Origin of the sequence: Pseudomonas songnenensis, assembly GCF_003696315.1 — a bacterium.
GTDB classification, from domain to species: domain Bacteria; phylum Pseudomonadota; class Gammaproteobacteria; order Pseudomonadales; family Pseudomonadaceae; genus Stutzerimonas; species Stutzerimonas songnenensis.
Map to the genome: position 1 here is coordinate 80333 of NZ_RFFN01000004.1, position 26134 is coordinate 106466.

Consider the following 26134-nt stretch of genomic DNA (forward strand, 5'->3'; position numbering starts at 1 on the left):
GCCAGAGTGGTTCGCGTCGCCAGGTAGGGGCCTTTACCATCGCTCGCATAACGAACGATAACGAGGTGGGTATGGAGCTTTGCGAGCTGCTGCAGGCGGTACGTGACAACCCCGGCAGCGTGGTGGTGCCGGCCAGCTGGGGGCAGGGTCGTGCAGGTTTCGGTGGGCTGGTCGCCGCGCTTGTCTTCGAGAGCATGCGGGCCAAGGTGCCGGAGGGGCGCCCCTTGCGCTCGCTGGCCATTACCTTTGTCGGCCCGTTGACGGTGGATGCGCCGGCGAGTTTCGAGGCCGAAGTGCTGCGCGAAGGCAAGGCCGTCAGCCAGATGCTTGGCCGGGTGATGCAGGATGGACAGGTGGTCACCATCGTTCAGGGCAGCTTCGGCGCGCCACGCAGTTCGGTGGTTGATGTCGCGGCAGAGCCAGCGCCGGCCATGCCACCCGTCGAGGCCTGCCAGGAGCTGCCCTATGTACCGGGTGTGACGCCGGAATTCACCCGCTACGTGTCGATGCGCTGGGGTATCGGCGGGCTGCCGTTCACCGGCAACACGTCTCGCGAAATGGGCGGCTGGGTACGCCAGCGGGGCGAGGTGCCGCGTGAACCGATGACCGAGGCGCACCTGCTGGCGCTGGTCGATGCCTGGCCGCCCGCCGTGCTGCCACATCTGAAAAGCTTCGTCCCTGGCAGCTCGCTGACCTGGACCATCGAGTTCATTCAGCCGATGCCCGATCTCGACAGCCACGACTGGTGCATGTATCGCGCGGTGATCGAGCACGCCCGCGACGGCTACGGACACTGTGCTGCCTCATTGTGGACGCCCTCTGGAGAGCTGGTGGCGCTGAGCCGGCAAACGGTGACGGTATTCGGCTGACGGCGCGGCGCTGACGTGCAGCGCCGCGCCGTCGATGTCACTTGCGATCGGTGCGATAGATCTTGTCCGGATTCATCTTCGGGCTCCAGGGCAGTCCTGCATTCTGCCAGCCGTTCTGCAGGCGAAAGCCTGCTTGCGGCCCTTCCTTTATGGCTGCGCCCTGAAAGCCATCGACGACATAGCGCGCGTTGGGGAAGCCATTCTCGCGCAGGAAATCCGCACTGGGCTTGCCACGTTCGCTGCCCGAGCGGCACATGGTGATGATCTCGGTGTCAGTGCTCAGGCCGCGCTTGTCGAGCTCGGCACGAACCTGGTCGAGGAACGCCGGATTGCGGTTGGTCTGGAAGGCGCCGCGCTCATCGTTCCAGACGTCACGCTCGACGAGCAGATACGGGACGTTGACATCCACCACGTCGGTAAAACCCGTGAACATGATTTCCACGGGGTCGCGCACGTCGACGAAGAGCACATCAGCACCCTCCTGCTGGGCGCGCGCGTAGGCATCCTGTGGGGTGACTTCGAGTTCGACCGCATGGGCAGCGATAGCCAACAGGCTGAGGGACGCGGCGATCAATGATGATTTCATCTGAGGCTCCGGCTGGGATGAAGGTAGCAACCCGCTCATCTTATACCTCTGGGGGTATGTAAGCATGTGCAGCCGTTTCAGTGCTTTTCTTCCCAGCCAGTGAGCATTGCCTTGATGTGCTCGAGCGGTGTTCGTCCGGTTGTCGCCAGGTATACGTGCACGATGAGGAAAATCAGCATCATGAACGCGCCTGCCGTATGCAGCAGCGCGACCTGTTGCAGATCAAACCAGGGAGAGAGCGGACCCTGTGCCCGCTCCCAGAAGAGATAGAGCAGCCCTGTCAGCCATAGCAACGGGCCGATCATCACCTTGACGAACAGATACGACAGGCGCTGCAGAGGGTTGTGCTTGCGCTCCATGGTGATTTTGTATGGATGTGGCGCGCCGATGAATATGCCGTGGACGTAGTAGCGCAGCATGCGGTCGATGTTGCTCAGGGTGGGCGTGTATTGACGCCACTGACCGGTAGTGAAATGCCAGAAGATGCCGAATACCCACAACAGCATCAGCAGCCAGGCGGATACCTCGTGGATCTCCACCGCGCTGCGGAAATCCATCAGTGCGTGGCTGCCATGGGCGGCGAACCCGCTGACCAGCAGGGTGATGATCAGCGCGGCCTGCGACCAATGCCAGAAGCGTTCGAAACGGGAGAACAGGTACAGGCGCTCGCCCATGTCAGTGACTCCTTCTGCGGCGTGATGACACGCGCAAGGCGGCATGAGCGAAGACGCCCAGCAGGGCCACTCCAGCCAGGCCAAAGCCGATGCGATCGAGCAGGGGACTGTGATGGTTGCCGGTCAACCAGATACCGGGCACGCCCGCGAGTCGGCTTTGCTGCCGGGTATGGCACTGCGCGCAATCGACTGCCTGTTCCTTCGGCGCAACCATATGGGTGATGGGCCACAGCATCGAGGTGTCAACGAAGTCGAACTTGCCGCTATAGGGCGCGCCGGAGGCGTCGGCACCCGCTTGCAGAGCCTTGGCCCAGTCGAAGTTGTACCAGAACGCCGTATCGTTCGGCAGCGCGGTATGCGGCACAAGCAATGTCAGGTACTCGGTGTCGTATGGCTGGCGGCCATGGAAGGTTTTTACCGGCCAGATTCGCGCATCGGCAGCCCCCGGCACACCATGAAAGCGGTTGATCGGAACGCGACTGGTCGGGTCGATGACCGTGTCGGGTTGCACGTAAGTAACCCGGCCGTCAAACCAGACATAGTCCGGCACTACGTCCTCGCCGAGGATGAAGCTGCCCTTGCGGCTGTCGTACAGAACCTGACCACGCTCGTTGCGTGTCTGATATGGCTTGCCGTCAGGCCCCATCTTCCCGGCGGTGGACCAGTCCCAGGCCATCTTGGTAGGCACACCACCGCGGGCGAATGTCGGTATATGGCAGCTCTGGCAAGCCAGCACACTGGTGTGATCATTCAGACGTCCGGCGTGCAGCAGGTTCCCCTGGTGTGGTTTGTCGCCATGGCAGGACTGGCACGTCGAGCGGTTGCGCTCGCTTCGCTGACCTCGGGTGGCTGCGTTGCGCGGATCGCTGGCGGTAACGTTGATGCGGCTGCCGGCAATCCGATGCTCTTCGGCGACATGGCAGGTTGAGCAGGCGAAGTCGAGGCCGTCGGCGGCCATGTGCACGTCCAGCTCAGGTGGCGGCGAATTGAGTGACGAATCGAGATCGCCGTGCTTAACGCCGTCGCCGCCACCGCCGTAGTAATGGCAGGTGCCACAGGTGCGCCGGCTGGTGGCACCGACCTGGCGCGCCACCGCTGCCAGGTCCACGGGCTCGACGAACTTGCCTGAACCGGGCGCGGTTTCGCTGCGTACCAACGGTGGATGGCCGGCGAGGCCAGCAAGCTTCAGGTAGTTGCCGGTGTTGTGACAGGCGAGGCAGTCGACCTTGCTCTCGTCGGTGAAGTCGAAACTGGCGTCTTTCCAGCCGTAGCCAATGTGGCAGGACTGGCAGAACGCCTCGTTCGAGCGGTCGCCGATACAGAAGCCATTGAGCATGGTCTTCTTGCCCAGGCGCTGGCCGGTATCCGGGTTGATGTAATCCCAAGTCCAATGTCGTGTGGCCATGACCTGGCTGGCGGCCTTGCTATGACAACTCAGGCAGGCCCGTGTGACCTCTTCGCCGCTGGCGAACGGACCCTGCAATGCCTCGAAGAGGGTGTGATCGGCGGTGGAGGCTTGCGCGAAGCCGCCTGAAAGCAGGAGTGGCGCTAACAGCAGGGCGGTGATGCACTGGCGGAATGCTCTCATTTGCCTCTCCCTTGCTGCATGGCAGCGGCCCTCGGTTCCAGCATAGGTCACCCCTGGCAATCTGCTATTGCAGCCATTGCGGCTTTAGCAGCATGACGAGGCCCAGGGCGAGCATCACCGCGCCGCTGATGAGCTTCAGCGTGGCGCCAGAGCGTTGCGTAAGCTTGCGGCTGCTCAGCGCGAGCACGGCGATTGCGACCATCAGTGCGTCGTCGGCGATATAACCAATAATGTAGAGACCCAGATAGGCGTGGTGGGCGAGTGCGCTCAACTGCTGCTGGGCCAGGACTGCGGTGTAGATCGCCGGCAGGCCGGCGGTACACAGCAGCTCGACGAAATTGACCACGACGGCCAGCAGCGCAACGCCGCCGAGAGCGGGCAACAGGCTCCGGGTTTGCAGGATGCGGCGTACGCGCGCATACAGGCCCGGCTTGGCGCTGGCGGGTATCGAAAGCGCGAAGCCGCTTTCCGGGCGCAGCCCGTCGCGCAGGTTGATGAAGCCGATCAGCATCGCCAGCAGCGCCAGTCCGGTGGCGATTAGCGGCGATACGCCAACGAACAGAAACAGGTTCAGCCAGGCCGCCATGAACAGGTAGTACACCGCGCCGCTGATCAGGACGAAGGTTCCCGCGATCGCAGCCATGCGCCGTCGATCCTGCAGACGAACCAGCAGCGACAGCAGAAAGAGCAGTACCCACATCGCACAGGGGTTGAAGCCGTCCAGCAGGCCGAGGGCAAGGGTGAATGCCGGCAGACCCAGACGCTCAAGGCTGAGCGTGCCGAATAGCGTGGATTCAACCGTCCCCGGTCGCTGGACGCGTTGCCCGATCAAGGCGAGCAGCCTGGCGCCGCTGTGCGCAGCGTCGTCAAAGCCCACCAGCAACTGATCGCCGATGACGAATGTCGGCACCGCCGGGGGCCAGGCGCCGGCCTCACGGGACAGGCGTAGCAGATCGGCGCGAGCGGCAGGATCGCGATCGACTTCCCGCAGGCGAATCTCCAGCTCCGGATGCTGCGTGGACAGCTCCGCGAGATACACCTTGGCTGCGCTGCAGTGCGGGCAGCCGTCGCGCACGAACACTTCAAGCACCGTTGCGCTGGCAAAGGCAGGAGCGCTGGCCAGTATTCCCAGAAGCATCAACAGAGCCCCGCGCAACAGGACGTGGTACATGAGCGTGCTTCCCTGGTGCGGGCCACGCCGCCGGCGGGGCGATGGCACATGGTTTGCGAATCCACGTCCATCCTCGACCGTCTTTTTCCGGTCAGCAATGATCTGTAGCAAGGTTGCGCGGTGTGAGCGGCCGTGGCGCAGCAGGGTGGGCTAATCTCTTAATCAGCGTCATGGAACCGGACCTGACAAACGGACAGAATCAGGCACCGGTGAGACAGGCCTGTGCCGTGCTGTTTGCCGTCCTACCAGCGGAGATTTTGGCGATGAAGATCGAGCGATTCGAAGACCTGATCGACTGGACACGCGACACCCATGCCATGCTGGCTCGTTGCATGGCTCGCTGTTCCGACAAGCACGAGGAGACCCGCGCCAAATGGCTGCTGGTCTACATCGCCGATCACGAGCGAGCCCTGGCGGAAACGGTCGACAAGATCGAGAAGCATGCCGACCCGAAGGCATTGCATACCTGGATCTACGACTATCTGACACGCAATCCGGTGTTGCGCAATCAGGCCTGCAAGGCTTACGACACCATGACGGTGGAAGAGATCTCGCTGGATATCTTCACCATTCACAACCAGGTGATCGATCTCTACCGCTCCCTGGCCCGCCGTGCCGAGATCGACGGTGCCCGCAACCTGGCCGAGGACTTGTTGCAGCTGGAAGAGCACGAAACCATGCGGCTGGCCCGCCAGGTGAGCCGTATTCACGAAATGTAGTGCCGTGCGGCGTGACCGTTGGGTTTGGCTTCGATGTTCACTCGCGCAGAGTGTTACCGTGAGGGGCTGCTCACCCGGCCGCCCCCTAATCGCGCCGAGACAGCGGACCGATGTGCCTGGAAACCCCGAAGCCGGTCCCAGCATGATCCGTCGACAACGCCCCTCAGGGCTGCGCCTTTTCCCGCATACTGCGCGCCGTCAGTCAGCATGGTTACGGTTGCATATCGATGGTGTCGCTCTCCGGCTATCTCGGTCTTTTTCTCGCGGCGTTCGGTGCCGCCACGCTGCTACCGATGCAGTCCGAGGCGGTGCTCGCCGGCCTCCTTCTTTCCGAACGCTACACGGTCTGGGCCCTGGTCGCCGTGGCCAGCCTCGGCAATGTGCTGGGCTCGGTGGTGAACTGGCTGCTCGGGCGTTACGTCGAGCATTTTCGCCACAAGCGCTGGTTTCCGGTCAACGAGCGGCAACTGACGAAGGCGCAGCACAGCTACCATCGCTACGGTCGCTGGACCTTGCTGCTCAGCTGGGTGCCGATCATCGGTGACCCGCTTACGCTGGTCGCGGGTGTCATGCGCGAGCCGTTATGGAGCTTTCTGCTGATCGTTAGCCTGGCCAAGACCGCACGTTATCTGATCGTGATGGGGCTGACGCTCGGCTGGATGTGACACAAAGGCTGACAGCGAGACCATGCCTGGCCGATCATGCGCCATCGACAACCGGCAGGAATCCGCGCGGCATGACCATTGAGGCACAAACGACAGCAGACGCAGCGGTTGGCACGGCTAGTGCCAGCCGTGACAGCATCAGCGTCCGTTTGGTGGCCGAGGCGCTGCTCGGTTTCGTCGGGCCGCGGCTGAGCGCCGAGCAACTGCTGGAGGAAATCGGTCTCGACCCCGCCTGCCTGCAAGATCCCGACGGCCGCATGGACGTGCGCGACTACTCGCAACTCTGGCTGCGCCTGGCGCGGCGCTTCGACGACGAATTCTTCGGCATGGACCCGCGCCGGCTGCGCTCGGGCAGCTTCGTTTTTCTCAGCCGCAGCTGCCTGCAACAGCCCACGCTGGAGAAGGCGCTGGTTCACGCGCTGGAGTTTCTCGGCCTGGGGCTGGAGAACCTGCGCGGCAAGCTGATCCGCAGCCAGAGCCTGGCAGAGGTGGTACTGCGCGAGCGCAACGCCGAGCCGGCGCGAGCCTTCTGCTACTTCACCTTCTGGATGCTCCTGCACGGTCTGGCCTGCTGGCTGGTGGGGCGGCGCATCCCGCTGCTGGCGGTCGAGTTGCGTTGTGCCGAGCCGGACTACACGGACGATTACCGGGTAATGTTTTCCGACAACCTGCGTTTCGGCCGACCCTCGACGCGGATCATCTTTGCTGCCGAAGTGCTCGATCTGCCAATCCGTCGCAGCGAAGCGGAGCTGCGTGCGTTCCTTGCCGAGGCCCCGGCGAACATTCTGGTGCGCTACCGTGATCACTCCAGCCTGGCCAGTCGCATCAAGCAGCACCTGCGCAGCCTGCCTGCCGAACGCTGGCCGGACAGTGAGACGCTGGCACAGACGCTGTGCATCTCGGCCTCGACGTTCCGTCGCCGGCTGGCGGAGGCGGGGCAGCCTTATCAGGCGATCAAGGACGGCTTGCGCCAGGAAATGGCCACCGAGTGGCTGGCCGATGCCGCCATCAGCTACGGGGAAATCGCCGAGCGCCTTGGGTTTGCCGATGTCAGCTCGTTCTACAAGGCGTTCCGCAAGTGGACGGGTATCAATCCGGGCCATTACCGCAATCTGATCCTGGCGCCGGTACGGCGCTGATTCCCTCGCCTCGCAGCTTCAGCTCGCTGACGCACACCGCGGCGTTGGCGTAGTCGCGTTTTGCCATTGGCCAAAACGGTCAGGCAGGTTGAGAACATCGACCATTGCCGCACCCGTGTGGCTGTCCAAAGATAACCCCGGCTTCGCACCGAATAACAACAAGCACGGGAGAGAGCCATGCAGATTCGCGACAAGGTATTCCTCATTACGGGCGGCGCCTCCGGCCTTGGCGCTGCCGCGGCCCAGGCGCTGGTCGAGGCGGGTGGCAAGGTTGTGCTGGCCGACCTGGATGAAGCGGCGGCCAATGCCACTGCCGAGGGGCTGGGGGCCAATGCGCTGGGCGTCGTTGCCGACATTCGTGACGAACAGGCCGCGCGGCATGCCGTCGCCACCGCCCGCGAACATTTCGGCGCGCTGCACGGGCTGGTCAACTGTGCCGGCGTCGCCGGCGGCGAAAAGGTCCTCGGTCGCAACGGCCCGCACAGTCTGGACGGCTTCAGTCGCATCGTCGGCATCAACCTGATCGGCAGCTTCAACATGCTGCGCCTGGCTGCCGAGGCCATGGCCGAGAACGCGCCTGACGAAGGCGGCGAGCGCGGCGCGATCATCAATACCGCCTCGATCGCTGCCTTCGACGGGCAGATCGGCCAGGCGGCCTATGCCGCGTCCAAGGGCGGTGTGGTCAGCATGACGCTGCCGGCTGCCCGCGAGCTGGCGCGCTTCGGCATCCGCGTGATGACCATCGCCCCCGGCGTGTTCGAGACGCCGATGATGGCCGGCATGACCCAGGAAGTCCGTGACTCGCTGGCCGCCGGCGTGCCGTTTCCGCCACGCCTGGGCCACCCGGCCGAATACGCCGCGCTGGTGCGGCACATCTTCGAGAACAGCATGCTCAACGGTGAGGTGATCCGCCTCGACGGCGCCTTGCGCATGGCCGCCAAGTGAAGGAAGCAGAGATGAAAGATGATCCGATCGTAATCGTCAGCAGCGCGCGCACGCCCATGGGTGGTTTCCAGGGTGACCTGCAGGGCATGACCGCCTCGCAGCTCGGCGCTGCCGCCATCCGCGCAGCGGTGGAACGCAGCGGCCTGCCGGCCGAGAACGTGCAGGACGTGCTGATGGGCTGCGTGCTGCCCGCTGGTCAGGGCCAGGCACCGGCACGCCAGGCCGCTCTCGGCGCCGGGCTGACCCGTGCCACCACCTGCACGACGGTCAACAAGATGTGCGGTTCGGGCATGCAGACGGTGATCGTGGCGCATGACCAGCTGCTGGCGGGCAGCGCGGAGATCGTCGTCGCCGGCGGCATGGAAAGCATGTCCAACGCGCCGTATCTGCTCGACCGCGCCCGCGGCGGCTACCGCATGGGGCACGGTCGGGTGCTGGACCATATGTTTCTAGACGGCTTGGAAGATGCCTACGACAAGGGCCGCCTGATGGGCACCTTCGCCGAGGAATGTGCCGATACGTTCAGTTTCACGCGTGAAGAGCAGGACGCGTTCGCGCTGGAATCGCTACGCCGGGCGCAGGTGGCGATCAGCGAAGGGCGCTTCGCCGATGAGATCGTTGCGCTGGAGGTTACCCAGGGCAAACAGCAGCGCCAGATCCGCGATGACGAGCAGCCGCCCAAGGCGATGCCGGAAAAGATCCCCACCCTGAGACCGGCGTTCCGCGAGGGCGGCACGGTGACTGCGGCCAACGCCAGCTCGATTTCCGACGGCGCCGCCGCGCTGCTGCTGATGCGTCGCTCCGAAGCCGAGCGCTGGGGCCTGCAGCCGCAGGCGGTGATCCACGGCCATGCGGCCTACGCCGATGCACCGAACCTGTTCACCACGGCGCCAATCGGCGCGATCCGCAAACTGATGGAACGCACCGGCTGGTCGATTGACGACGTGGATCTGTTCGAGATCAACGAAGCCTTCGCGGTCGTCGCCATGGCCAGCATCCGCGAGCTGGGCCTGGACCACGCCAAGGTCAACGTCAACGGTGGCGCCTGTGCGCTCGGTCATCCGATCGGTGCGTCCGGTGCGCGGATTCTGGTGACGCTGCTTTCGGCCCTTCGTGCCCGCGGTCTGCGCCGTGGCGTGGCGGCGATCTGCATCGGCGGCGGCGAAGCCACCGCCATGGCCGTCGAACTGATCTGAGGAGGCATCCATGCTGCCCAATGAAGATCAAAACGCGATCGCCGAGATGGCTCGCCAGTTCGCTCAGGAACGCCTGAAGCCGTTCGCCGAACAGTGGAGCCGCGAGCATCGCTATCCCGCCGAGGCAATCGGCGAAATGGCCGCGCTCGGCTTCTTCGGCATGCTGGTGCCGGAGCAGTGGGGTGGCAGCGACACCGGCTACCTGGCCTATGCCATGGCACTGGAAGAGATCGCCGCCGGTGACGGCGCCTGCTCGACCATCATGAGCGTGCACAACTCGGTGGGCTGCGTGCCGATCCTGCGTTTCGGCAACGATCAGCAAAAGCGCGACTTCCTTGCTCCACTGGCACGCGGCGAGCAGATCGGCGCCTTCGCTCTCACCGAACCGCAGGCCGGTTCCGATGCCAGCAGCCTGCGCACCCGCGCCCGGCGCGAGGGTGATCATTACGTGCTCAATGGCGCCAAGCAGTTCATCACGTCGGGCAAGCATGCCGGCACGGTGATCGTCTTTGCGGTGACCGACCCAGACGCCGGCAAGCGCGGCATCAGTGCCTTCATCGTACCTACCGACAGCCCCGGCTATCAGGTGGTGCGGGTCGAGGACAAGCTCGGCCAGCACGCCTCGGATACCTGCCAGATCGCCTTCGAGGACCTGCGCGTGCCAGTGGCCAACCGGCTGGGCGAGGAGGGCGAAGGCTACCGCATTGCCCTGGCAAACCTGGAAGGCGGACGCATCGGCATCGCCGCCCAGGCGGTGGGCATGGCCCGCGCGGCGTTCGAAGCGGCGCGTGATTATGCCCGCGACCGCGAAACCTTCGGCAAACCGATCATCGAGCATCAGGCCGTGGCGTTCCGTCTGGCCGACATGGCGACCCAGATCGCTGTGGCACGGCAGATGGTCCATCACGCTGCGGCGCTGCGCGAGGCCGGACGGCCGGCATTGGTGGAGGCCTCGATGGCCAAGCTGTTCGCCTCGGAGATGGCGGAAAAGGTCTGCTCGGCAGCGATGCAGACCCTGGGCGGCTATGGCTACCTGTCCGACTTCCCGGTGGAGCGTATCTACCGCGACGTGCGGGTCTGCCAGATCTACGAAGGCACCAGCGATATTCAGCGCCTGGTCATCGCGCGCAACCTCGGAGGGCCGGCCTGACCGAAGCAGCTGCGCCTGCGTGCCCTGCGGCGCATCGATACGTGATTTCAAGTGGTGCCGGTAGAACGCCGTTTCCTCGACCGGTACTTGCACAATAAAAACAAGATAGAGGTAGGAAACATGCAACCAGGATTGATGCAGAACGCCCCCCTGTTGATCAGCAGCATCGTCACCCACGCCGCCCGTGCTCACGGTGATCGCGAAATCGTCTCGCGGCTGGTCGACGAACCCCTCTGGCGTTATGACTATGCCGGGCTCGCCGCCCGTTCGGCACAGGCCGCCAGCATGCTGGGCAAGCTCGGCATCGGCCCCGGCGACTGCGTGTCGTCGCTGGCCTGGAATACCCATCGTCACTACGAGCTGTTCTTCGCCGTGCCCGGCATCGGCGCGGTGCTGCACACGGCCAACCCGCGGCTGTCGGACGAACAGATCGTCTACACCATCAACCACGCCGGCAGCCAGGTGCTCTTGTTCGACAGCAGCTTCGCTGCCTGCGTCGCGCGGCTGCGGCCGCGGTTGGGCAATATCCGGCATTTCATCGAGCTGGCTGCGCAACCCAGTTCCGGCCTGGAGAATGTCCTGGGCTACGAACAACTGATCGCCGCCGAGCAGCCGCTGGACTGGCCGCAGTTCGACGAGAACGCCGGCGCGGTGCTCTGCTACACCTCCGGCACCACCGGCGACCCCAAGGGCGTGCTCTACAGCCACCGTTCGGTCGTGCTGCATGCGATGGCCGCCGGGTTGTCCGGCGCGTTCGGGCTGTCCGCCTTCGACTGCATCATGCCGTGCTCGTCGCTCTATCACGGCACCGCCTGGGGCATTCCATTTGCCGCGGCGATCAATGGCTGCAAGTTCGTGCTGCCGTGCGACAAGATGGACGGCGCAAGCCTGCAGGAACTGATCAAGACCGAGGGCGTGACCCTGTCCGGCGGCGTGCCGACCATCTGGACCATGTACCTCGCCCATCTGGAACGCAGTGGTGAGGATTCCGGCAGCCTGGCACGGCTGGTGATCGGCGGGTCCGCCGTGCCGCGGGCCATGGCCGAGACCTTCCAGACCAAGTACGGCGTGGCGGTCTGCCAGCTGTGGGGCATGACCGAAACCAGTCCCCTGGGCGTGGTGGCGACGCCGACGCCGAAACTGGCCGAACGTGGCCAGCAGGCCACCAACGACACCATCTGGACGCGCCAGGGGCGCCTGCAATTCGGCATCGAACTCAAGATCGTCGACGAGGAGGGGCGTGAGCTGCCATGCGACGGCGTCAGTTCCGGCAGCCTCAAGGTGCGCGGACCCTGGACGGTGGAGCGCTACTACCGCAGCGAAGTGAGCGCACTGGATGAGGATGGCTGGTTCGACACCGGAGACATCGCCACGCTGGACGCCGACGGCTTCATGCGTATCACCGACCGCAGCAAGGACGTGATCAAGTCCGGCGGCGAATGGGTCAGCTCCATCGATATCGAGAACGTCGCGGCGGCCTGTCCCGGTGTGAAGGTGGCAGCGGTGGTCGGCGTGTTCCACCCCAAATGGGAAGAGCGTCCGGTACTGGTGATCGAGCCGCATGCCGATGCCGAAGTCACCGTGGAGAAGATCCTCGCCCATCTGGAGCCGAACATCGTCAAGTGGTGGATGCCGGATGCGGTGATCTTCGACGCGGTGCCGCTGACCGCCACCGGCAAGATCGACAAGAAAGTGCTGCGCGAGCGCTATCGCAACCATCTGGTCGAGAACCAGCTGACCGCCGCGAATCAGTAACCGTTTGCCGGAAAGGACGCCCCGTACCTACAGGCGCGGGGCGTTCCCGTGCGCGCGAATCAGGAGAGACATGATGAGTGAGAGCGTCGAGGTAAGGCAGGGCCCGTTGAAAGGCCTGCGTGTGCTGGAATTCGCAGGGATCGGGCCAGGCCCGCACTGCGCAATGCTGCTGGCGGACATGGGCGCTGAAGTGCTGCGCATCGAGCGCGAGGGTGGCAATGGCTGGCCCAATCCGGTGGTCGATCGTGGGCGCAGCACGCTGACGCTGGATATTCGCAGCGAAGCCGGGCGTGCGCGCTGCATTGAGCTGGCGCAGAGCGCCGACGTGCTGATCGAAGGCTTCCGCCCCGGGGTGATGGAAAGGCTCGGGCTCGGGCCGGAGGAACTGCTGCAGCGTAATCCGAAACTGATCTACGGCCGCATGACCGGTTGGGGCCAGACCGGCCCGCTGGCCAGGGCCGCCGGGCACGATATCAACTACATCGCCTTGACCGGTGCGCTGGCGGCAATCCGCGGCGAGAGCGGAACGGCGATACCGCCGTTGAACCTGGTCGGCGATTTCGGTGGTGGTTCGCTCTATCTTGCGGTCGGCATTCTCGCCGCGTTGTGGGAGCGTGAATGTTCGGGGCAGGGCCAGGTGATCGATGCGGCGATCGTCGATGGCGTGTCATCGCTGATGACCTTCTTCGCCGGTCTGTTGCCAGGCGGGCGAATCGACATGCGGCGCGAGCGCAATCCGCTGGCCGGTGCAGCACCGAACTACCGCTGTTACCGCTGCGCGGACGGCCGCGAAATTGCCATCGGTCCGCTCGAGCCTCAGTTCTGGCGCGAACTACTGGAGCGTATCGATGCACCCGAGGCGCTATGGGCGGGTTGTGACGATCCTGCTCAATGGCCCGCACAGGTTGACCTGCTGGAGCGCCTGTTCGTCACCCGTACCCAGGCTCAATGGTGCGCCTTGCTGGAGGGCAGCGACGCATGCTTCGCGCCGGTGCTGGAGCTCGCTGAAGCGGCGCAGCATCCACACCTGCGTCAACGAGGCGTTTATCAGGAACTCGATGGCCTTGCCCAAGCGGCACCGGCCCCGCGTTTTTCACGTACCCCAGGCAAGGCCAGGCGAACCTTGCGTTGCGGTTCGGACGGAGGTTGGGAGTAAAAGGGTAGGGCTAGGCGGGCTTCGGCAGGTCGAAAGAGATATCCAGCGCACTTCAATGGCACGGCATCTCAGCCGGTTTAATTTATTTGCGGCTGGCAAGTCTTTTATTGGACATGCAGTCAGGAAATCGATTCCGCCATATACAACACTTATGTTCCAACTTGGCCCAAAGTAATGACTGGACACGACCAAAGTCGAGTGCAAGGCCTGTAATACGCGGGCTAGACGTGCCGCACGTCGGTTAGGGTTGCTACTTGGCGTCAGCTGACTACTATGAAAACGAGGCTGCTTATTACAACAAAAACGGGGAGTCAAACGTCATGAATAATAATGCCGAGCAACAAGTAGTTGCGCTTGAATTGTGCCGCTTCCTGGCCCACTGCGTTGCCGCGATCGTTATCGTGGGGATGCTCTTCGTGGCCCTCGTCGGATCCTGGCATGCTGCCCTCAGTGTCGGGGTTGTTCCACTGCTGGCCATCATGGCCTGCGATTACCTGGCCAGACGCAAGGAAACTGCTGTGCTTGCAGCAGACGCCTGATACGATTCAGGCGCTAACCAGCCGAAGAACCTTCCTATGCCTATCGAGCGATCGACACCCTGACAGTGAATCACTGCCGGGGTGTCTTGCATTGAGGGGCCACCAGCCTGCCAAACACTCGGTTTACTGCAACCGTCGCGATTTCCCTTGGCCAGCCGCACAGGCGGTTACACCCAAGGTGTTACTCCTTTTGTACAGCGTAACGGCCGCTGAGGTGGGCGGTAACGAATCAGGCGTGGATTCTGTGGAGTGCCTGCCTGGATAAATCGCAACCTATTGAAAAATAAGGATTTGTGAAAACTGGCACGGCGAATGCTTTGTTAATGGCATAACAAGAACAAGAAAGCACACCCAATAACAAAAACAACACGTAGCGACTCCGACACAATAAAAACAAGCAGGTGGGAGACGTAGCAAACTGATTCTTTTGGAGAGGAATTGCCCGACAGGTTTCCTGTCGACCGGACCGAGAACAATAAAACTGCCTTGAGGCAGCTCCAGAACCGGTTGAGCCCGTGAGGGCAGTGGCAACATCAGCGACCAAAATAATCCGTTTGTTCTTTATGTCCCTTTATGGGACTGCTACTCGGACGATGTCCGGCCGGGCTACCAACAAAAACAACAAGCCCGTAAGCAGAAGAAGAACAAAGCAACACGCCCTGAAGGGGAGCCTAGCGGCTCCCCTTTTTATTGGGCCCGCATAACAGCAGCCGGTTTGTCAGGCGTTGTCTGTGTCGTTGAGTCGGCTTGGATACATGTCTGGCTGGCGCTCTCGCGGGAAAACACGCCTATGGCGAATGCCGAGCTGTCGGTTCGCAGCACGGCATTCGCCCAGCAAGCAGTGGCGCTTACAGCGCGTAGTTCGCCAGCTCCCGCGCGATCAGCAGGCGCTGGATTTCGCTCGAACCCTCGTAGATCTGCGTGATACGCGCATCGCGGTAGTAGCGCTCCACCGGGTAGTCCTCGAGATAGCCGTAGCCACCGTGGATCTGCACCGCCTGCGAACAGACCTTCTCCGCCATTTCCGAGGCGAACAGCTTGGCTTGGGAGGCCTCGGACAGGCACGGCAGGCCGGCGCTCTTCAGCCGCGCGGCATGCAGAATCAGCAGACGCGCCGCATTCAGTTGGGTCTGCATGTCGGCGAGCATGTTGGCGATGCTCTGGTGCTCGGCAATCGGTTTGCCGAACTGCACGCGCTCGCGGGCGTAGAGCAGGGCCGCTTCGAAGGCCGCACGGGCGATGCCCAAGGCCTGCGCGCCGATGCCGATGCGTCCGCCTTCGAGGTTCGACAGCGCAATCGCCAGGCCCTTGCCACGCTCGCCGAGCAGGTTGGCCTGCGGGATTCGGCAGTCGCTGAGCGAGACCGCGCAGGTGTCCGAGGCGCGGATGCCCATCTTGTGTTCGCTGCGTTCCACCGCGAAGCCAGGGGTATCGGTAGGCACCAGAAATGCGGAAAGACCCTTCTTGCCGAGGTCCGGATCGGTCACCGCGAAGACGATGGCCAACTTCGCCCGCTTGGCATTGCTGCAGAACTGCTTGCTGCCGTTGAGCACCCACTGGCCGTCCACCAGTTCGGCGCGGGTGCGCAGGTTGTGCGCCTCGGAGCCGGCCTGCGGTTCGGTGAGGGCGAAGCAGCCGATGGCGCGACCGCTGGCCAGTTCGGCCAGCCACTCGTCCTTCTGCGCCTGCGAGCCGTAATTCAGCACCGGGCCGCAGCCCACCGAATTGTGGATGCTCATCAGCGCGCCGGTGGCGCCGTCGCCGGCGGAGATTTCCTCCACGGCCAGGGCGTAGGCGACATAGTCGATGTAGCTGCCGCCCCATTTTTCCGGGACGACCATGCCGAGCAGGCCAAGCTCACCCATCTGGGCGACCAGGGCGTCGTCGATCCAGCCGGCCTTTTCCCAGGCCTGTGCATGGGGGGCGATCTCGCGGCGGGCGAAGTCGCGCGCCATGTCGCGGATCATGCGTTGGTCTTCGCTGAGTTCGAGGTCATGCATTGCGCGGTCTCTTCTTGTTGTTGTGCTGCAAAAGAGGTTCAGGCCGTGGCGCTGCGGCGTGTCTTGCCGGTGGTGGCCTTGAAGCCGTCGAAGAACGCCTGGACGCGTTCCGGCGTGACCTCTGCCAGCGTCGGCGGATTCCAGTGCGGTGACTTGTCTTTGTCGATGATCAGCGCACGCACGCCTTCCATGATGTCGCCCTTGGCGAACCATTGACGGTCCAGATGCAACTCCAGGGCGAAGCAGTCGGCGATCGGCAGTTCGCGGCCGCGACGCAGCATCTCCAGGGTCACGCACATGGCCAAGGGCGAGCGGCTGTCGAGCACCTTGAGCGTTTCCTCGGCCCAGTCGGCAAACTCCGGGCGTGTCTCGGCGGCCAGTGATGCGCGAATCGCCGCCACATCGCTTTTGCCGAAATGCTCGTCGATGGCCTGATGCAGCGCCTTCAGCTCGGAACCCGGCAGTTTGTTGCTGCCCAGCGTCGCCACCAGGGTGCGCAACGCCTCCTGCGGATGGACGGACCAGCTCATGTGGTCGAGGCAACGATCCAGCTCGGCGATCTGGTCGTGGCTGACGCACCAGTCCGCCAGACCGACGTGCAGCGCATCGGCTGCGCGGATCTGCAGGCCGGTGACGCCCATGTAGGTGCCAAGCTCACCCGGCAGGCGTGAGAGGAAATAGCTGCCGCCGACATCGGGAAAATAGCCGATACCGACTTCCGGCATGCCCATGCGCACGCGCTCGGTGACCACGCGCAGCGACGCGCCCTGGACCAGGCCCATGCCACCGCCGAGGACGAAGCCATCCATCAGCGCCAGCAGTGGCTTCGGGTAGGCATGGATGTACTGGTCGAGGGCGTATTCCTCCTCGAAGAAGGTTTCGTGCTCGGTGTCGCCGCGCTGGAAGCTGTCGTACAGCGAACGGATGTCACCGCCGGCGCAGAAGGCCTTCTCGCCATTGGCGCGCAGCACCACGGCATGGATCTGCGGATCGGCCGCCCAGGCGCTGAGCTGCTGTTGCAGCAGGCGGACCATTTCCAGGGTCACCGCATTCAGCCCGGCCGGGCGGTTGAGGGTGAGGTGGCCGACGTGGTTGCGTACGGCGGCCAGCACGGGGCGTTCGGTTGCACTCATGGTCAGGTGTCCTTGCGGTACTGATTGATGATCGCCGAGAAGTCCAGGCCGCCATGACCCTGGGCACTGAAGCTCTGGTAGAGCTGCTGGGCGAGGGCGCCGAGGATCACCGGCTGGCGCACCTGCTTGGCGGCCTCGGTGGCCAGGCCCAGGTCCTTGAGCATCAGGTCGCTGCCGAAGCCGCCGCTGTAACCGCGGGAGGCCGGTACGTTGTCCAGCACGCCGGGGAAGGGGTTGTAGGTATCCGAGCTCCAGCAGCGGCCGCTGGAGGTGTTGATCACGCCGGCCAGGGTCTTGGCATCCATGCCCAGCGCGACGCCCAGCGCCATCGCCTCGGCGACGCCGATCATGGAGATGCCCAGCAGCATGTTGTTGGCGACCTTGGCCACCTGGCCGTTGCCGGCTGCACCGCAGTGCACGATGTTCTTGCCCATGGCCGCGAGGATCGGTTGTGCACGATCGAAGTCCGCATCGCTGCCACCGACCATGAAGGTCAGGGTGCCGGCTGCTGCACCGCCGGTGCCGCCGGAGACCGGTGCGTCGAGCATCGGGTTGCCATGCTCGGCGGCGGCCTTGGCCACTTCGCGGGCGCTGTGCGGATCGATGGTGGAGCAGTCGATCAGCATCACACCGGCACGGCTGCTGGCGATCAGGCCGTTCTCGCCCAGGTACACGCTCTTCACATGGGCGGCGGCCGGCAGCATGGTGATGATCAGTTCGGCGTTGCCCTGGGCGATGGCGGTCGGGGAGTCGACCGGCAGCGCGCCGGCGCCGACCAGGTTTTCGACGGCCGCGGCGTTGAGGTCGAAGACGCTGAGCTGGTGGCCTGCCTTGAGCAGGTTGTGGGCCATGGGCGCGCCCATGTTGCCCAGGCCGATGAATCCGATATGCATGGCGTGTTTCCTCTTGTTGTTATGGCCAGATGCGGCTTAGCGATTGGTGAACTCAGGCTTGCGCTTCTCGCTGAACGCGGCCATGCCTTCCTTCTGGTCGGCAGTGGCGAACACCGCGTGGAACACACGACGCTCGAAGCGGATGCCTTCGGCCAGCGTGGTCTCGAAGGCGCGGTTGACGCTTTCCTTGATCATCATGGTGGCCGGCAGGGATTTCTCGGCGATCACCCGGGCGGCCTTGAGGGTTTCCTCCAGCAGGGCGTCGGCCGGGAACACACGGGCGACGAGGCCGGCGCGCTCGGCTTCGGCGGCGTCCATCTGGCGACCGGTCAGGCACATGTCCATCGCCTTGGCCTTGCCCACTGCGCGGGTCAGGCGTTGGGTGCCGCCAATGCCCGGCAGCACGCCGAGGTTGACTTCCGGTTGGCCGAAACGCGCGTTGTCGGCGGCGAAGATCATGTCGCAAAGCAATGCCAGCTCGCAGCCGCCACCCAGGGCGTAACCGGCGACGGCGGCAATCAGCGGCTTGCGGCGCGTGGCGATGCGGTCGGCTTCGGCGAACAGATCGTCGAGATAGACCTGCGGGTAGGACAGCTCGGCCATTTCCTTGATGTCGGCGCCGGCGGCGAACGCCTTGGCCGAGCCGGTGAGCACGATGCAACCGATCTGCGGATCGGCCTCGAGCTGGCCCAGGGCCTGGTTCAGTTCGCTGATCAGCTGCGCATTGAGCGCGTTGAGCGCCTGCGGCCGGTTTAGGGTGATCAGCGCAACGCGCTCCTGGATGTCGACGAGCAGGGTTTCGAATGTCATTTCAGCGTCCTTGAGGGCCGGCGCGTCCGCCGGCCCGGTGGGTGATGTCACTTCAGGTTGATGGTGGTGTTGACCGGGCCGCCGACCTCGTTTTCATCGAACCAGCGCTCGGTGATGGTCTTGGTCTGGGTGTAGAACTGCACCACCTGCTTGCCGTAGGGGCCGAGGTCGCCAAGCTTGGAAGCGCGTGAACCGGTGAAGGAGAACATCGGTACCGGCACCGGGATCGGTACGTTGATGCCCACCTGACCCACGTCGATCTCTTCCTGGAAGTGCCGCGCCGCCGCGCCGGAGCGGGTGAAGATGGCGGTGCCGTTGCCGTTGGGGTTCGCGTTGATCAGCTCGATGGCTTCGTCCATGGTCGCCGCCGCCATGACGCACAGGACCGGGCCGAAGATTTCTTCCTGATAGATGCTCATCTCGCGGGTGACGCCGGAGAAGATCGTCGGGCCGACGAAGTTGCCCTTTTCGTAGCCGCTGACGCTCGGGTTGCGGCCGTCCAGCTCCAGCTTGGCGCCTTCGCGTACGCCGCGTTCGATCAGCCCGCTGACGCGATCCAGCGCCGCGCAGGAAACCAGCGGACCGACATCGGTGCCGGCCTCGACACCGGCGTTGACCTTGAGCGTCTGCGCTTTGGCCACCAGATCGGGAATCCAGGCCTGCGCTTCACCCACCAGCACCACCACCGACAGCGCCATGCAGCGCTGGCCGGCCGCACCGAAAGCGGCACCGGCGAGGTTGTTGAGGGTCTGTTCCTTGTGCGCATCGGGCAGCACGATGGCGTGGTTCTTCGCGCCCATCATGCATTGCACGCGCTTGCCGGCCTGGCTGGCGCGGTTGTAGACATGGGTGCCGACCCTGGTCGAGCCAACGAAGGAAACCGCCTTGATATCCGGGTGGTCGCAGATCGCATTTACCGCATCCGCGCCGCCATGCACCACGTTGAGCACGCCCGGCGGCACACCGGCTTCCAGCGCCAGTTCGCACAGGCGCATGGTGACCATCGGGTCCTGCTCGGACGGCTTGAGGACGAAGGTGTTACCGGTGGCGATGGCCATCGGGAACATCCACAGCGGGATCATCGCCGGGAAGTTGAACGGCGTGATGCCGGCGCAGACGCCCAGCGGCTGCAGCAGGGTATAGGTATCGACGCCCGCCGCGACGTTGTTCGCCAGCTCGCCGAGCTGCAGGTTGCCGATACCGGCGGCGTGCTCGACCACTTCCAGGCCGCGGAACACGTCGCCCTCGGCATCGGCCAGGGTCTTGCCCTGTTCGGCGGTGAGGATCGCCGCCAGCTCCTTCATGTTTTCACGAATCAGTTGCTGGTACTTGAGGAAGATGCGCGCCCGCGCACCGATCGGTGTCTTGCGCCAGGTCTTGAAGGCTTTCTGGCCGCTGGCGACGGCGCGGTCGATTTCCTCGGCAGTCGCAAACGGCACGCGCGCCAGGACTTCCTGGGTCGCCGGGTTGACGACATCGCGCCAGTCCTGCGTGGTCGATTCGATAAATTCACCGTCGATCAGCAATTTGACGGTAGGAATGGAGCTGGACGTTGTCATAAGGCTCTCCGCCTGAGAAGGCACTGTTGTTGTTATGGCTCGCGGACGGCTGCGACCAGTTGCACCGAATGTAGCAATGCAAAAAACCACATTACAATGCGATCGACTGCAGAGTCGCTCTGCATAAATGCACAGGGGCTAATGGAGGCTTCAACCATGGACTGGGACAATCTGCGCTATTTCCTCGAGGTCGCCCGAGCGGGGCGGCTGACGACCGCGGCGCGCCGGCTCGCCGTGGACCACACCACCGTGTCCCGTCGTTTGCAGGCGCTGGAAAAAAGCATGGGCCTGCAGCTGTTCCTGCGCGAGCCGGGTGGCTACAAGCTCACCGAAGCCGGGCGCAACCTGCTGCCGCGAGTGGAAGCGATGGAAAGCGCCAGCGTGGCCATCGAGCATTCGTTGCCGAGCATGGGTGATGGCCTTTCCGGGCAGGTACGCATCGGCGCCACCGAGGGTTACGGCACGGTGATGCTCGCCGGCCAGCTCACCGGGCTCAGCCGGCGCTATCCGCACCTGAACATCGACCTGCTGGCGCTGCCGCGCGCGGTGCGCCTGTCGCGTCACGAGGCGGACATCGTCATCACCCTGGAACGCCCGGAGCGCGGGCCGTTCATCATCACCCGGCTGACCGACTACGTGCTGCGGCTGTATGCCTCGCCGGCGTATCTCGACGAACACCCGCCGATCCGCAGCCGCGAGGATCTGGCAGAGCACCGCTTCGTCAGCTACGTGGATGACCTGCTGTTCAGCAAGGAGCTGCTGTTTCTCGATGGCATCGCCGACGCCCGCTCCATCGGCCTGCGCAGTACCAGCCTGCTGGCGCAGCAGGAAGCGGTGGCGATGGGGGCGGGAATCGCGATCCTGCCGGCGTTTTCCGCCGACGCCGATCCGCGGTTGCGACTGCTGCTGCCGGAGGAGGTCAGCTTTACCCGCACCTTCTGGATGCTGATGCCGATCGAGTTCAAGGACCTGGCGCGCATGCGCACGACCTGGGATTACCTGAAGGAAATGGCGCAGCAGAACCAGGGCCGACTGCTGGGCCAGTAGTTATCGCTGGCCGAGCTGTCCAGAGAATCAGGGCGGCGCCGCGAGAGCGCCGGGAGCTTTACGCTTCAGCCGTGTATGGCAGTTATGCGCAGGCGGCACATCATCGAGGCGCCGCCCGGTCGATCAGACGCGCGGCGTGGTGCGGCTTTCGTTCCCCATGGGGGTGGAGTCCGGCATCTGTACGCTGGTATCGGTGAAGTCCGAACTGTGCACTTCGGAATCCATCGGCATATGGCTGTAGCGCTGGCTTGGCAGTGCCGGTTTCGCTTCCATCTCGGTCAACAGGCGCTTGCCCTCGCAACGGCCGCTGATGCCGCGGGCCAGGGCCATGCCGCCCATTGCCAGCTCGGCCAGACCGAAAATTCCGCCACGACGCAGCCCTTTGCCCATCAACACCAGGCCGCCGGCCAGCGAGGCGGCGCGTTCCCAGCCGTGGACGTTCTGTGGGGCGGATTTGGCGAACATTTGCTTGATCATGACGCGGCATCCTCTATGCAGGTGGTTTATAGATGACTGCGGCGTGCGGGTAGCGTTCCGGTCCGAGCGGCGGCGCAAGACCAACGTCAGAATTTACGGTTTTTTTACGCCCCCTGACCGGTAACACAATCGAATCTTTACGCCGGCTGCCTCGAGACTCCGTACACGCATTGACGCGTCATACGGAGCATTACCCATGACTATCCTCGACGGGCTCGCACTGGGCCTGGCCATCCTTCTCTTCTTCTACCTGCTGGCTGCGCTGTTGCGCGCCGAACGTAGTTAGGAGGCCGCATGCACGCCAACGACTACTGGCTGATCGCGGCGTTCTTCATCCTCGTGCTGGCGCCAGCACCCTGGCTCGGGCGCTATCTGTACCGTGCAATGGAGGGCGAACGCACCTGGCTGACACCTGTATTCCAGCCGGTCGAGCGGCTGTGTTATCGCATTGCCGGTATTGATCAGGAGCGCGAACAGAACTGGATGAGCTACTGCCTGGCACTGCTCGGGCTGACTGCGCTCAGCCTCCTGGGTCTGCTTTCGATGCTGATGCTGCAGGGGCAGCTTCCGCTGAATCCGCAGCAGCTGCCCGGGCTCGAATGGCACCTGGCGCTGAACACGGCAGTGAGCTTCGTCACCAACACCAACTGGCAGGCCTATAGCGGTGAGGCACAGCTCAGCTATTTCAGCCAGATGCTGGGTCTGGGTGTGCAGAACTTCGTCAGCCCGGCGGTCGGCCTGGCGGTGCTGGTGGTGTTCTGCCGCGCACTGTCGCGCCGCAATGCGGGTGCAGTCGGCAATTTCTGTGTCGATATGACCCGCGCGGTGCTGTACGGGCTGCTGCCGTTCAGCCTGATCCTGGCGCTGCTGCTGGTGTGGCAGGGCGTGCCGCAAAGCCTGGCGGAATACGCGCAGGTGGTGACGCTGCAGGGCGGCGAGCAGAGCATTCCACTGGGGCCGGCAGCCAGCCAGATCGCGATCAAACAGCTGGGCACCAACGGCGGCGGCTTCTTCGGTGTCAATTCGGCTCACCCGTTCGAGAATCCGACAGCCTGGAGCAACCTGCTGGAAGTTGCAGCGATCCTGCTGCTGCCGGCCGCACTGGTATTCATGTTCGGCCACTACGTTCGCGACCTTCGGCAGAGCAGGGCGATTCTGGCCTGCATGCTGGTGCTGTTCTCACTCGGTCTGGGCACGACCCTGCTCGCCGAGCATCAGCCCAATCCCGCGTTTGTCGGCATTGCCGTGGAGCAGACAGGGCCGCTGGAAGGCAAGGAAAGCCGTCTGGGCATTGCCGCCTCGGCGCTATGGGCGACCGTGACCAGCGCGGCTTCGAACGGCTCGGTCAATGCCATGCATGACAGCTTCAGCCCCCTTGGCGGCATGGTGCCGATGTTCAACATGATGCTGGGCGAGATCGTGTTCGGCGGTGTTGGCGCAGGCTTGTACGGCATGTTGCTGTTCGTGCTGGTCACGGTTTTCCTGGCGGGACTGATGATCGGGCGCACACCCGAGTACCTGGGCAAGAAGCTCGAAGCGCGCGAGGTCCGCCTGCTGGTGGCGTCGCTGCTGGTGATGCCGGTGGGTGTGCTGGTGCTGGCTGCGCTCGGTGTGAGCTTGCCGGGGCCCGCCGCCTCGATCACCAATCCTGGCCCTCATGGGCTGAGCCAGATCCTGTACGCCTATACCTCGGGTACCGGCAATAACGGCTCGGCGTTCGCCGGTTTTGGTGCCGGCACGACCTATCACAACCTGATGATCGCGCTCGCCATGCTGCTGGGGCGCTTTGGTTTCATCCTGCCGGTGCTGGCGATTGCCGGCAGTCTGGCGGCGAAGAACCGCGCACCGCTCGATGCCAACAGCTTTCCCACCCACGGACCGCTGTTCGTGACGCTGTTGACCCTGGTGATCCTGCTGGTCGGCGGGCTGACATTCCTGCCGGCCCTCGCGCTCGGCCCGCTCGCCGAACACTTCGTCCTGCTGCAAGGCTTCTGAGGAGCGTCCTGATGAACGTCCGTCAAACGGCACTCGAAAGTGCCGAGCAACAACCTGCCACATCCTTTGCCGCGCTGTGCAAGCCGGCGCTGCTGCAGGCCCTGGTCAAACTGGACCCACGCCGGCTCGCCCGATCTCCGGTGATGCTTGTGGTCGAACTCGCCGCTGTAGCGACCACGCTGCTGTGTTTCCTGCCTGACGCGGCGGTCGGTCGCCCGGTGGCAATACAGATAGCGCTATGGCTGTGGTTCACCGTGCTCTTCGCCAACTTTGCCGAAGCGCTTGCCGAAGGGCGTGGCAAGGCGCGGGCGGATAGCCTCAAGGCAGGCGTGCAGGGACTCGAAGCGCGCCTGCGCGATGACGATGGCAATTACCGCCAGGTGGCGGCGAGCAGCCTGCGGCGCGGCGATGTGGTACGGGTCGAGGTCGGCGAGCTGATTCCCGGTGACGGCGAAGTCATCGAAGGCATCGCGGCCGTCAACGAGGCGGCGATCACCGGGGAGTCTGCACCGGTGATCCGCGAGTCGGGAGGGGATCGCTCGGCCGTTACGGGCAATACCCGCGTGGTGTCCGATTGGCTTTTGGTGCGCATCAGCAGCGATCCGGGCGAATCCACACTGGACCGAATGATCGCCCTGGTCGAGGGGGCCAAGCGGCAGAAAACGCCCAACGAGATCGCGCTGGACGTCCTGTTGATCGGGCTGACGCTGATCTTTCTCGTGGTGGTCGCCACGCTGCAGCCATATGCCCGCTTCGCCGGCGGCGACCTGCCTCTGGTCTTTCTGGTCGCGCTGCTGGTGACATTGATTCCGACGACGATCGGCGGGCTGTTGTCGGCGATCGGCATCGCCGGCATGGATCGTCTGGTGCGGCTCAACGTGATCGCCAAGTCAGGCCGGGCAGTGGAGGCGGCCGGCGACGTCCAGGTGCTGCTATTGGACAAGACCGGCACCATCACCTTCGGCAACCGGCGCTGCAGCGCAATGGTGAAGGCCCCCGGCATTTCCACCACCGAGCTGTCGTATGCGGCATTGCTCTCTTCGCTGGCGGACGACACAGCCGAAGGCAAATCCATCGTGGAATACCTGCGAGCCCTGTCGCCCATGGCGGAGCCGTCCACACAGAACGTCAGCAATATTCCATTCAGCGCCGAAACCCGTTTATCCGGTGCCGATCATCAGGGCCGCCGCTATCGCAAGGGCGCCGTAGACGCCGTGCTTGACCATCTCGGCATGACGCGCGAGCAGGTTCCGCCGGTACTGGCACGTGAGGTGGAAAAGATCGCTCAGAGTGGTGGCACGCCTTTGCTGGTATGCGCCGATGACCGTTTGTTGGGCGCCATCCACCTCAAGGATGTCGTGAAGCCTGGCATACGCGAGCGCTTCGCCGAGCTGCGCCAGCTGGGCATACGTACGGTGATGGTTACCGGGGACAACCCGCTGACCGCAGCCGCGATCGCAGCCGAGGCGGGGGTCGACGATCTGATCGCCGAAGCGACGCCGCAGAAGAAATTGCAGCGCATTCGCCAGGAGCAGGCCGAAGGCAAGATGGTCGCCATGTGCGGCGATGGCGCCAATGATGCGCCAGCGCTGGCGCAGGCCGATGTCGGCATGGCGATGAACGACGGCACCCAGGCTGCGCGGGAGGCGGCGAATCTGGTCGATCTGGACTCCGATCCGACCAAGCTGCTCGACGTGGTTCAGGTGGGCAAGCAGCTGCTGGTGACACGGGGCGCGCTGACGACCTTTTCGATCGCCAACGACGTGGCGAAGTACTTCGCCATCCTGCCGGCATTGTTCATCGGCATCTATCCGCAGCTCTTTGCACTGAACCTGATGCAGCTGCACAGCCCGGAGAGCGCAATCCTGTCGGCGATCATATTCAACGCGCTGATCATCGTCGTCCTGATCCCGCTGGCGCTGCGTGGCGTACGCATCAAGGCGGCCGACGCAGCCAGCCTGCTACGGCGCAACCTGTTGATCTACGGACTGGGTGGGCTACTGGCGCCGTTCGTTGGGATCAAGCTGATCGATCTGCTCCTGACCGCGACTGGTCTGGTCTGAATCCC

General features: G+C 64.1%; 24 protein-coding genes. 14 read left to right on the forward strand and 10 right to left on the reverse strand.

Translation table 11 applies throughout. From position 1 onward, the window contains the following. The first annotated feature begins 71 nt into the window (after positions 1-71). On the forward strand, positions 72-869 hold the full coding sequence (locus tag EA798_RS12640) for an acyl-CoA thioesterase (protein ID WP_122099173.1): 798 nt from the start codon (positions 72-74) through the stop codon (positions 867-869). A 37-nt stretch (positions 870-906) separates the two neighbouring features. Here EA798_RS12640 and EA798_RS12645 read toward each other — a convergent pair whose 3' ends face one another. The 4 genes from EA798_RS12645 to EA798_RS12660 all read right to left on the reverse strand — a co-directional run bounded on the left by EA798_RS12645 (position 907) and on the right by EA798_RS12660 (position 4888). Beyond that, complete coding sequence (locus tag EA798_RS12645; RefSeq protein WP_122099174.1) at positions 907-1455, reverse strand: rhodanese-like domain-containing protein; 549 nt, start codon at positions 1453-1455, stop codon at positions 907-909. Positions 1456-1532: 77 nt separating this feature from the next. Then, complete coding sequence (locus EA798_RS12650; RefSeq protein WP_122099175.1) at positions 1533-2129, reverse strand: cytochrome b/b6 domain-containing protein; 597 nt, start codon at positions 2127-2129, stop codon at positions 1533-1535. A 1-nt stretch (position 2130) separates the two neighbouring features. Further along, positions 2131-3717, reverse strand: coding sequence for a tetrathionate reductase family octaheme c-type cytochrome (locus tag EA798_RS12655; RefSeq protein ID WP_122099176.1), 1587 nt, complete (start codon positions 3715-3717; stop codon positions 2131-2133). Between the two features lie 64 nt (positions 3718-3781). Continuing rightward, positions 3782-4888 carry a glutaredoxin family protein gene (locus EA798_RS12660; RefSeq protein WP_122099177.1) on the reverse strand — a complete coding sequence of 369 codons (1107 nt, stop codon included), beginning with the start codon at positions 4886-4888 and terminating at the stop codon, positions 3782-3784. Between the two features lie 263 nt (positions 4889-5151). Here EA798_RS12660 and EA798_RS12665 point away from each other — a divergent pair, with 263 nt between their 5' ends. From EA798_RS12665 to EA798_RS12705, 9 genes are all read left to right on the forward strand, one after another. Beyond that, a complete protein-coding gene (locus EA798_RS12665) occupies positions 5152-5607 on the forward strand; it encodes a hypothetical protein (protein ID WP_015277234.1) in 456 nt (151 codons plus the stop codon). Between the two features lie 227 nt (positions 5608-5834). Then, positions 5835-6272, forward strand: coding sequence for a YqaA family protein (locus EA798_RS12670; RefSeq protein WP_106155075.1), 438 nt, complete (start codon positions 5835-5837; stop codon positions 6270-6272). 71 nt (positions 6273-6343) lie between these two features. Continuing rightward, positions 6344-7411 (forward strand): AraC family transcriptional regulator, encoded by a 1068-nt coding sequence (locus EA798_RS12675; RefSeq protein ID WP_122099178.1) that lies wholly within the window; start codon positions 6344-6346, stop codon positions 7409-7411. A 177-nt stretch (positions 7412-7588) separates the two neighbouring features. Then, the gene (locus EA798_RS12680; protein ID WP_122099179.1) at positions 7589-8356 is read left to right on the forward strand and encodes an SDR family NAD(P)-dependent oxidoreductase; all 768 of its coding nucleotides are present in this window, start codon (positions 7589-7591) and stop codon (positions 8354-8356) included. Between the two features lie 11 nt (positions 8357-8367). After that, positions 8368-9552 carry an acetyl-CoA C-acyltransferase gene (locus tag EA798_RS12685; protein WP_122099180.1) on the forward strand — a complete coding sequence of 395 codons (1185 nt, stop codon included), beginning with the start codon at positions 8368-8370 and terminating at the stop codon, positions 9550-9552. A 10-nt stretch (positions 9553-9562) separates the two neighbouring features. Further along, the gene (locus EA798_RS12690; protein WP_122099181.1) at positions 9563-10702 is read left to right on the forward strand and encodes an acyl-CoA dehydrogenase; all 1140 of its coding nucleotides are present in this window, start codon (positions 9563-9565) and stop codon (positions 10700-10702) included. 135 nt (positions 10703-10837) lie between these two features. Continuing rightward, complete coding sequence (locus tag EA798_RS12695; RefSeq protein ID WP_122099182.1) at positions 10838-12457, forward strand: long-chain fatty acid--CoA ligase; 1620 nt, start codon at positions 10838-10840, stop codon at positions 12455-12457. A 73-nt stretch (positions 12458-12530) separates the two neighbouring features. Further along, on the forward strand, positions 12531-13613 hold the full coding sequence (locus tag EA798_RS12700; RefSeq protein ID WP_122099183.1) for a CaiB/BaiF CoA transferase family protein: 1083 nt from the start codon (positions 12531-12533) through the stop codon (positions 13611-13613). Between the two features lie 320 nt (positions 13614-13933). Then, positions 13934-14152: a hypothetical protein gene (locus tag EA798_RS12705; protein ID WP_106155068.1), complete on the forward strand. Its 219-nt coding sequence runs from the start codon at positions 13934-13936 to the stop codon at positions 14150-14152. Positions 14153-15000: 848 nt separating this feature from the next. On the opposite strand, the gene EA798_RS12710 is transcribed toward EA798_RS12705, so the two are convergent. From EA798_RS12710 to EA798_RS12730, 5 genes are read right to left on the reverse strand one after another with little or no spacing between them, the layout of a single operon-like run. After that, positions 15001-16152 (reverse strand): acyl-CoA dehydrogenase family protein, encoded by a 1152-nt coding sequence (locus tag EA798_RS12710; RefSeq protein ID WP_122099184.1) that lies wholly within the window; start codon positions 16150-16152, stop codon positions 15001-15003. Between the two features lie 38 nt (positions 16153-16190). Beyond that, the gene (locus tag EA798_RS12715) at positions 16191-17285 is read right to left on the reverse strand and encodes an enoyl-CoA hydratase/isomerase family protein (RefSeq protein ID WP_122099185.1); all 1095 of its coding nucleotides are present in this window, start codon (positions 17283-17285) and stop codon (positions 16191-16193) included. 2 nt (positions 17286-17287) lie between these two features. Further along, positions 17288-18178, reverse strand: coding sequence for a 3-hydroxyisobutyrate dehydrogenase (gene mmsB, locus EA798_RS12720; RefSeq protein WP_020306202.1), 891 nt, complete (start codon positions 18176-18178; stop codon positions 17288-17290). Between the two features lie 36 nt (positions 18179-18214). Continuing rightward, a complete protein-coding gene (locus EA798_RS12725; protein ID WP_122099186.1) occupies positions 18215-18988 on the reverse strand; it encodes an enoyl-CoA hydratase in 774 nt (257 codons plus the stop codon). A 47-nt stretch (positions 18989-19035) separates the two neighbouring features. Next, entirely contained in the window at positions 19036-20547 is a 1512-nt protein-coding gene (locus EA798_RS12730) for a CoA-acylating methylmalonate-semialdehyde dehydrogenase (RefSeq protein ID WP_122099187.1), read from the reverse strand. 156 nt (positions 20548-20703) lie between these two features. On the opposite strand from EA798_RS12730, the gene EA798_RS12735 reads away from it, so the two are divergent. After that, entirely contained in the window at positions 20704-21594 is an 891-nt protein-coding gene (locus EA798_RS12735) for a LysR family transcriptional regulator (protein ID WP_106155063.1), read from the forward strand. A 123-nt stretch (positions 21595-21717) separates the two neighbouring features. On the opposite strand, the gene EA798_RS12740 is transcribed toward EA798_RS12735, so the two are convergent. Continuing rightward, positions 21718-22071, reverse strand: coding sequence for a YgaP family membrane protein (locus tag EA798_RS12740; protein WP_122099188.1), 354 nt, complete (start codon positions 22069-22071; stop codon positions 21718-21720). Between the two features lie 196 nt (positions 22072-22267). On the opposite strand from EA798_RS12740, the gene EA798_RS12745 reads away from it, so the two are divergent. From EA798_RS12745 to kdpB, 3 genes are read left to right on the forward strand one after another with little or no spacing between them, the layout of a single operon-like run. Continuing rightward, entirely contained in the window at positions 22268-22357 is a 90-nt protein-coding gene (locus tag EA798_RS12745; protein ID WP_106155062.1) for a potassium-transporting ATPase subunit F, read from the forward strand. 8 nt (positions 22358-22365) lie between these two features. Next, positions 22366-24066 carry a potassium-transporting ATPase subunit KdpA gene (gene kdpA, locus EA798_RS12750; protein WP_122099189.1) on the forward strand — a complete coding sequence of 567 codons (1701 nt, stop codon included), beginning with the start codon at positions 22366-22368 and terminating at the stop codon, positions 24064-24066. Between the two features lie 11 nt (positions 24067-24077). Next, complete coding sequence (gene kdpB / locus EA798_RS12755) at positions 24078-26129, forward strand: potassium-transporting ATPase subunit KdpB (RefSeq protein WP_122099190.1); 2052 nt, start codon at positions 24078-24080, stop codon at positions 26127-26129. Positions 26130-26134: the final 5 nt, after the last annotated feature.

Bases quoted from the DNA above. Each gene is read 5' to 3' on its own strand.
- EA798_RS12640 (WP_122099173.1), top strand. From the start codon at position 72: ATGGAGCTTTGCGAGCTGCTGCAGGCGGTACGTGACAACCCCGGCAGC.
- EA798_RS12645 (WP_122099174.1), bottom strand. From the start codon at position 1,455: ATGAAATCATCATTGATCGCCGCGTCCCTCAGCCTGTTGGCTATCGCT.
- EA798_RS12650 (WP_122099175.1), bottom strand. From the start codon at position 2,129: ATGGGCGAGCGCCTGTACCTGTTCTCCCGTTTCGAACGCTTCTGGCAT.
- EA798_RS12655 (WP_122099176.1), bottom strand. From the start codon at position 3,717: ATGAGAGCATTCCGCCAGTGCATCACCGCCCTGCTGTTAGCGCCACTC.
- EA798_RS12660 (WP_122099177.1), bottom strand. From the start codon at position 4,888: ATGTACCACGTCCTGTTGCGCGGGGCTCTGTTGATGCTTCTGGGAATA.
- EA798_RS12665 (WP_015277234.1), top strand. From the start codon at position 5,152: ATGAAGATCGAGCGATTCGAAGACCTGATCGACTGGACACGCGACACC.
- EA798_RS12670 (WP_106155075.1), top strand. From the start codon at position 5,835: ATGGTGTCGCTCTCCGGCTATCTCGGTCTTTTTCTCGCGGCGTTCGGT.
- EA798_RS12675 (WP_122099178.1), top strand. From the start codon at position 6,344: ATGACCATTGAGGCACAAACGACAGCAGACGCAGCGGTTGGCACGGCT.
- EA798_RS12680 (WP_122099179.1), top strand. From the start codon at position 7,589: ATGCAGATTCGCGACAAGGTATTCCTCATTACGGGCGGCGCCTCCGGC.
- EA798_RS12685 (WP_122099180.1), top strand. From the start codon at position 8,368: ATGAAAGATGATCCGATCGTAATCGTCAGCAGCGCGCGCACGCCCATG.
- EA798_RS12690 (WP_122099181.1), top strand. From the start codon at position 9,563: ATGCTGCCCAATGAAGATCAAAACGCGATCGCCGAGATGGCTCGCCAG.
- EA798_RS12695 (WP_122099182.1), top strand. From the start codon at position 10,838: ATGCAGAACGCCCCCCTGTTGATCAGCAGCATCGTCACCCACGCCGCC.
- EA798_RS12700 (WP_122099183.1), top strand. From the start codon at position 12,531: ATGAGTGAGAGCGTCGAGGTAAGGCAGGGCCCGTTGAAAGGCCTGCGT.
- EA798_RS12705 (WP_106155068.1), top strand. From the start codon at position 13,934: ATGAATAATAATGCCGAGCAACAAGTAGTTGCGCTTGAATTGTGCCGC.
- EA798_RS12710 (WP_122099184.1), bottom strand. From the start codon at position 16,152: ATGCATGACCTCGAACTCAGCGAAGACCAACGCATGATCCGCGACATG.
- EA798_RS12715 (WP_122099185.1), bottom strand. From the start codon at position 17,285: ATGAGTGCAACCGAACGCCCCGTGCTGGCCGCCGTACGCAACCACGTC.
- mmsB (WP_020306202.1), bottom strand. From the start codon at position 18,178: ATGCATATCGGATTCATCGGCCTGGGCAACATGGGCGCGCCCATGGCC.
- EA798_RS12725 (WP_122099186.1), bottom strand. From the start codon at position 18,988: ATGACATTCGAAACCCTGCTCGTCGACATCCAGGAGCGCGTTGCGCTG.
- EA798_RS12730 (WP_122099187.1), bottom strand. From the start codon at position 20,547: ATGACAACGTCCAGCTCCATTCCTACCGTCAAATTGCTGATCGACGGT.
- EA798_RS12735 (WP_106155063.1), top strand. From the start codon at position 20,704: ATGGACTGGGACAATCTGCGCTATTTCCTCGAGGTCGCCCGAGCGGGG.
- EA798_RS12740 (WP_122099188.1), bottom strand. From the start codon at position 22,071: ATGATCAAGCAAATGTTCGCCAAATCCGCCCCACAGAACGTCCACGGC.
- EA798_RS12745 (WP_106155062.1), top strand. From the start codon at position 22,268: ATGACTATCCTCGACGGGCTCGCACTGGGCCTGGCCATCCTTCTCTTC.
- kdpA (WP_122099189.1), top strand. From the start codon at position 22,366: ATGCACGCCAACGACTACTGGCTGATCGCGGCGTTCTTCATCCTCGTG.
- kdpB (WP_122099190.1), top strand. From the start codon at position 24,078: ATGAACGTCCGTCAAACGGCACTCGAAAGTGCCGAGCAACAACCTGCC.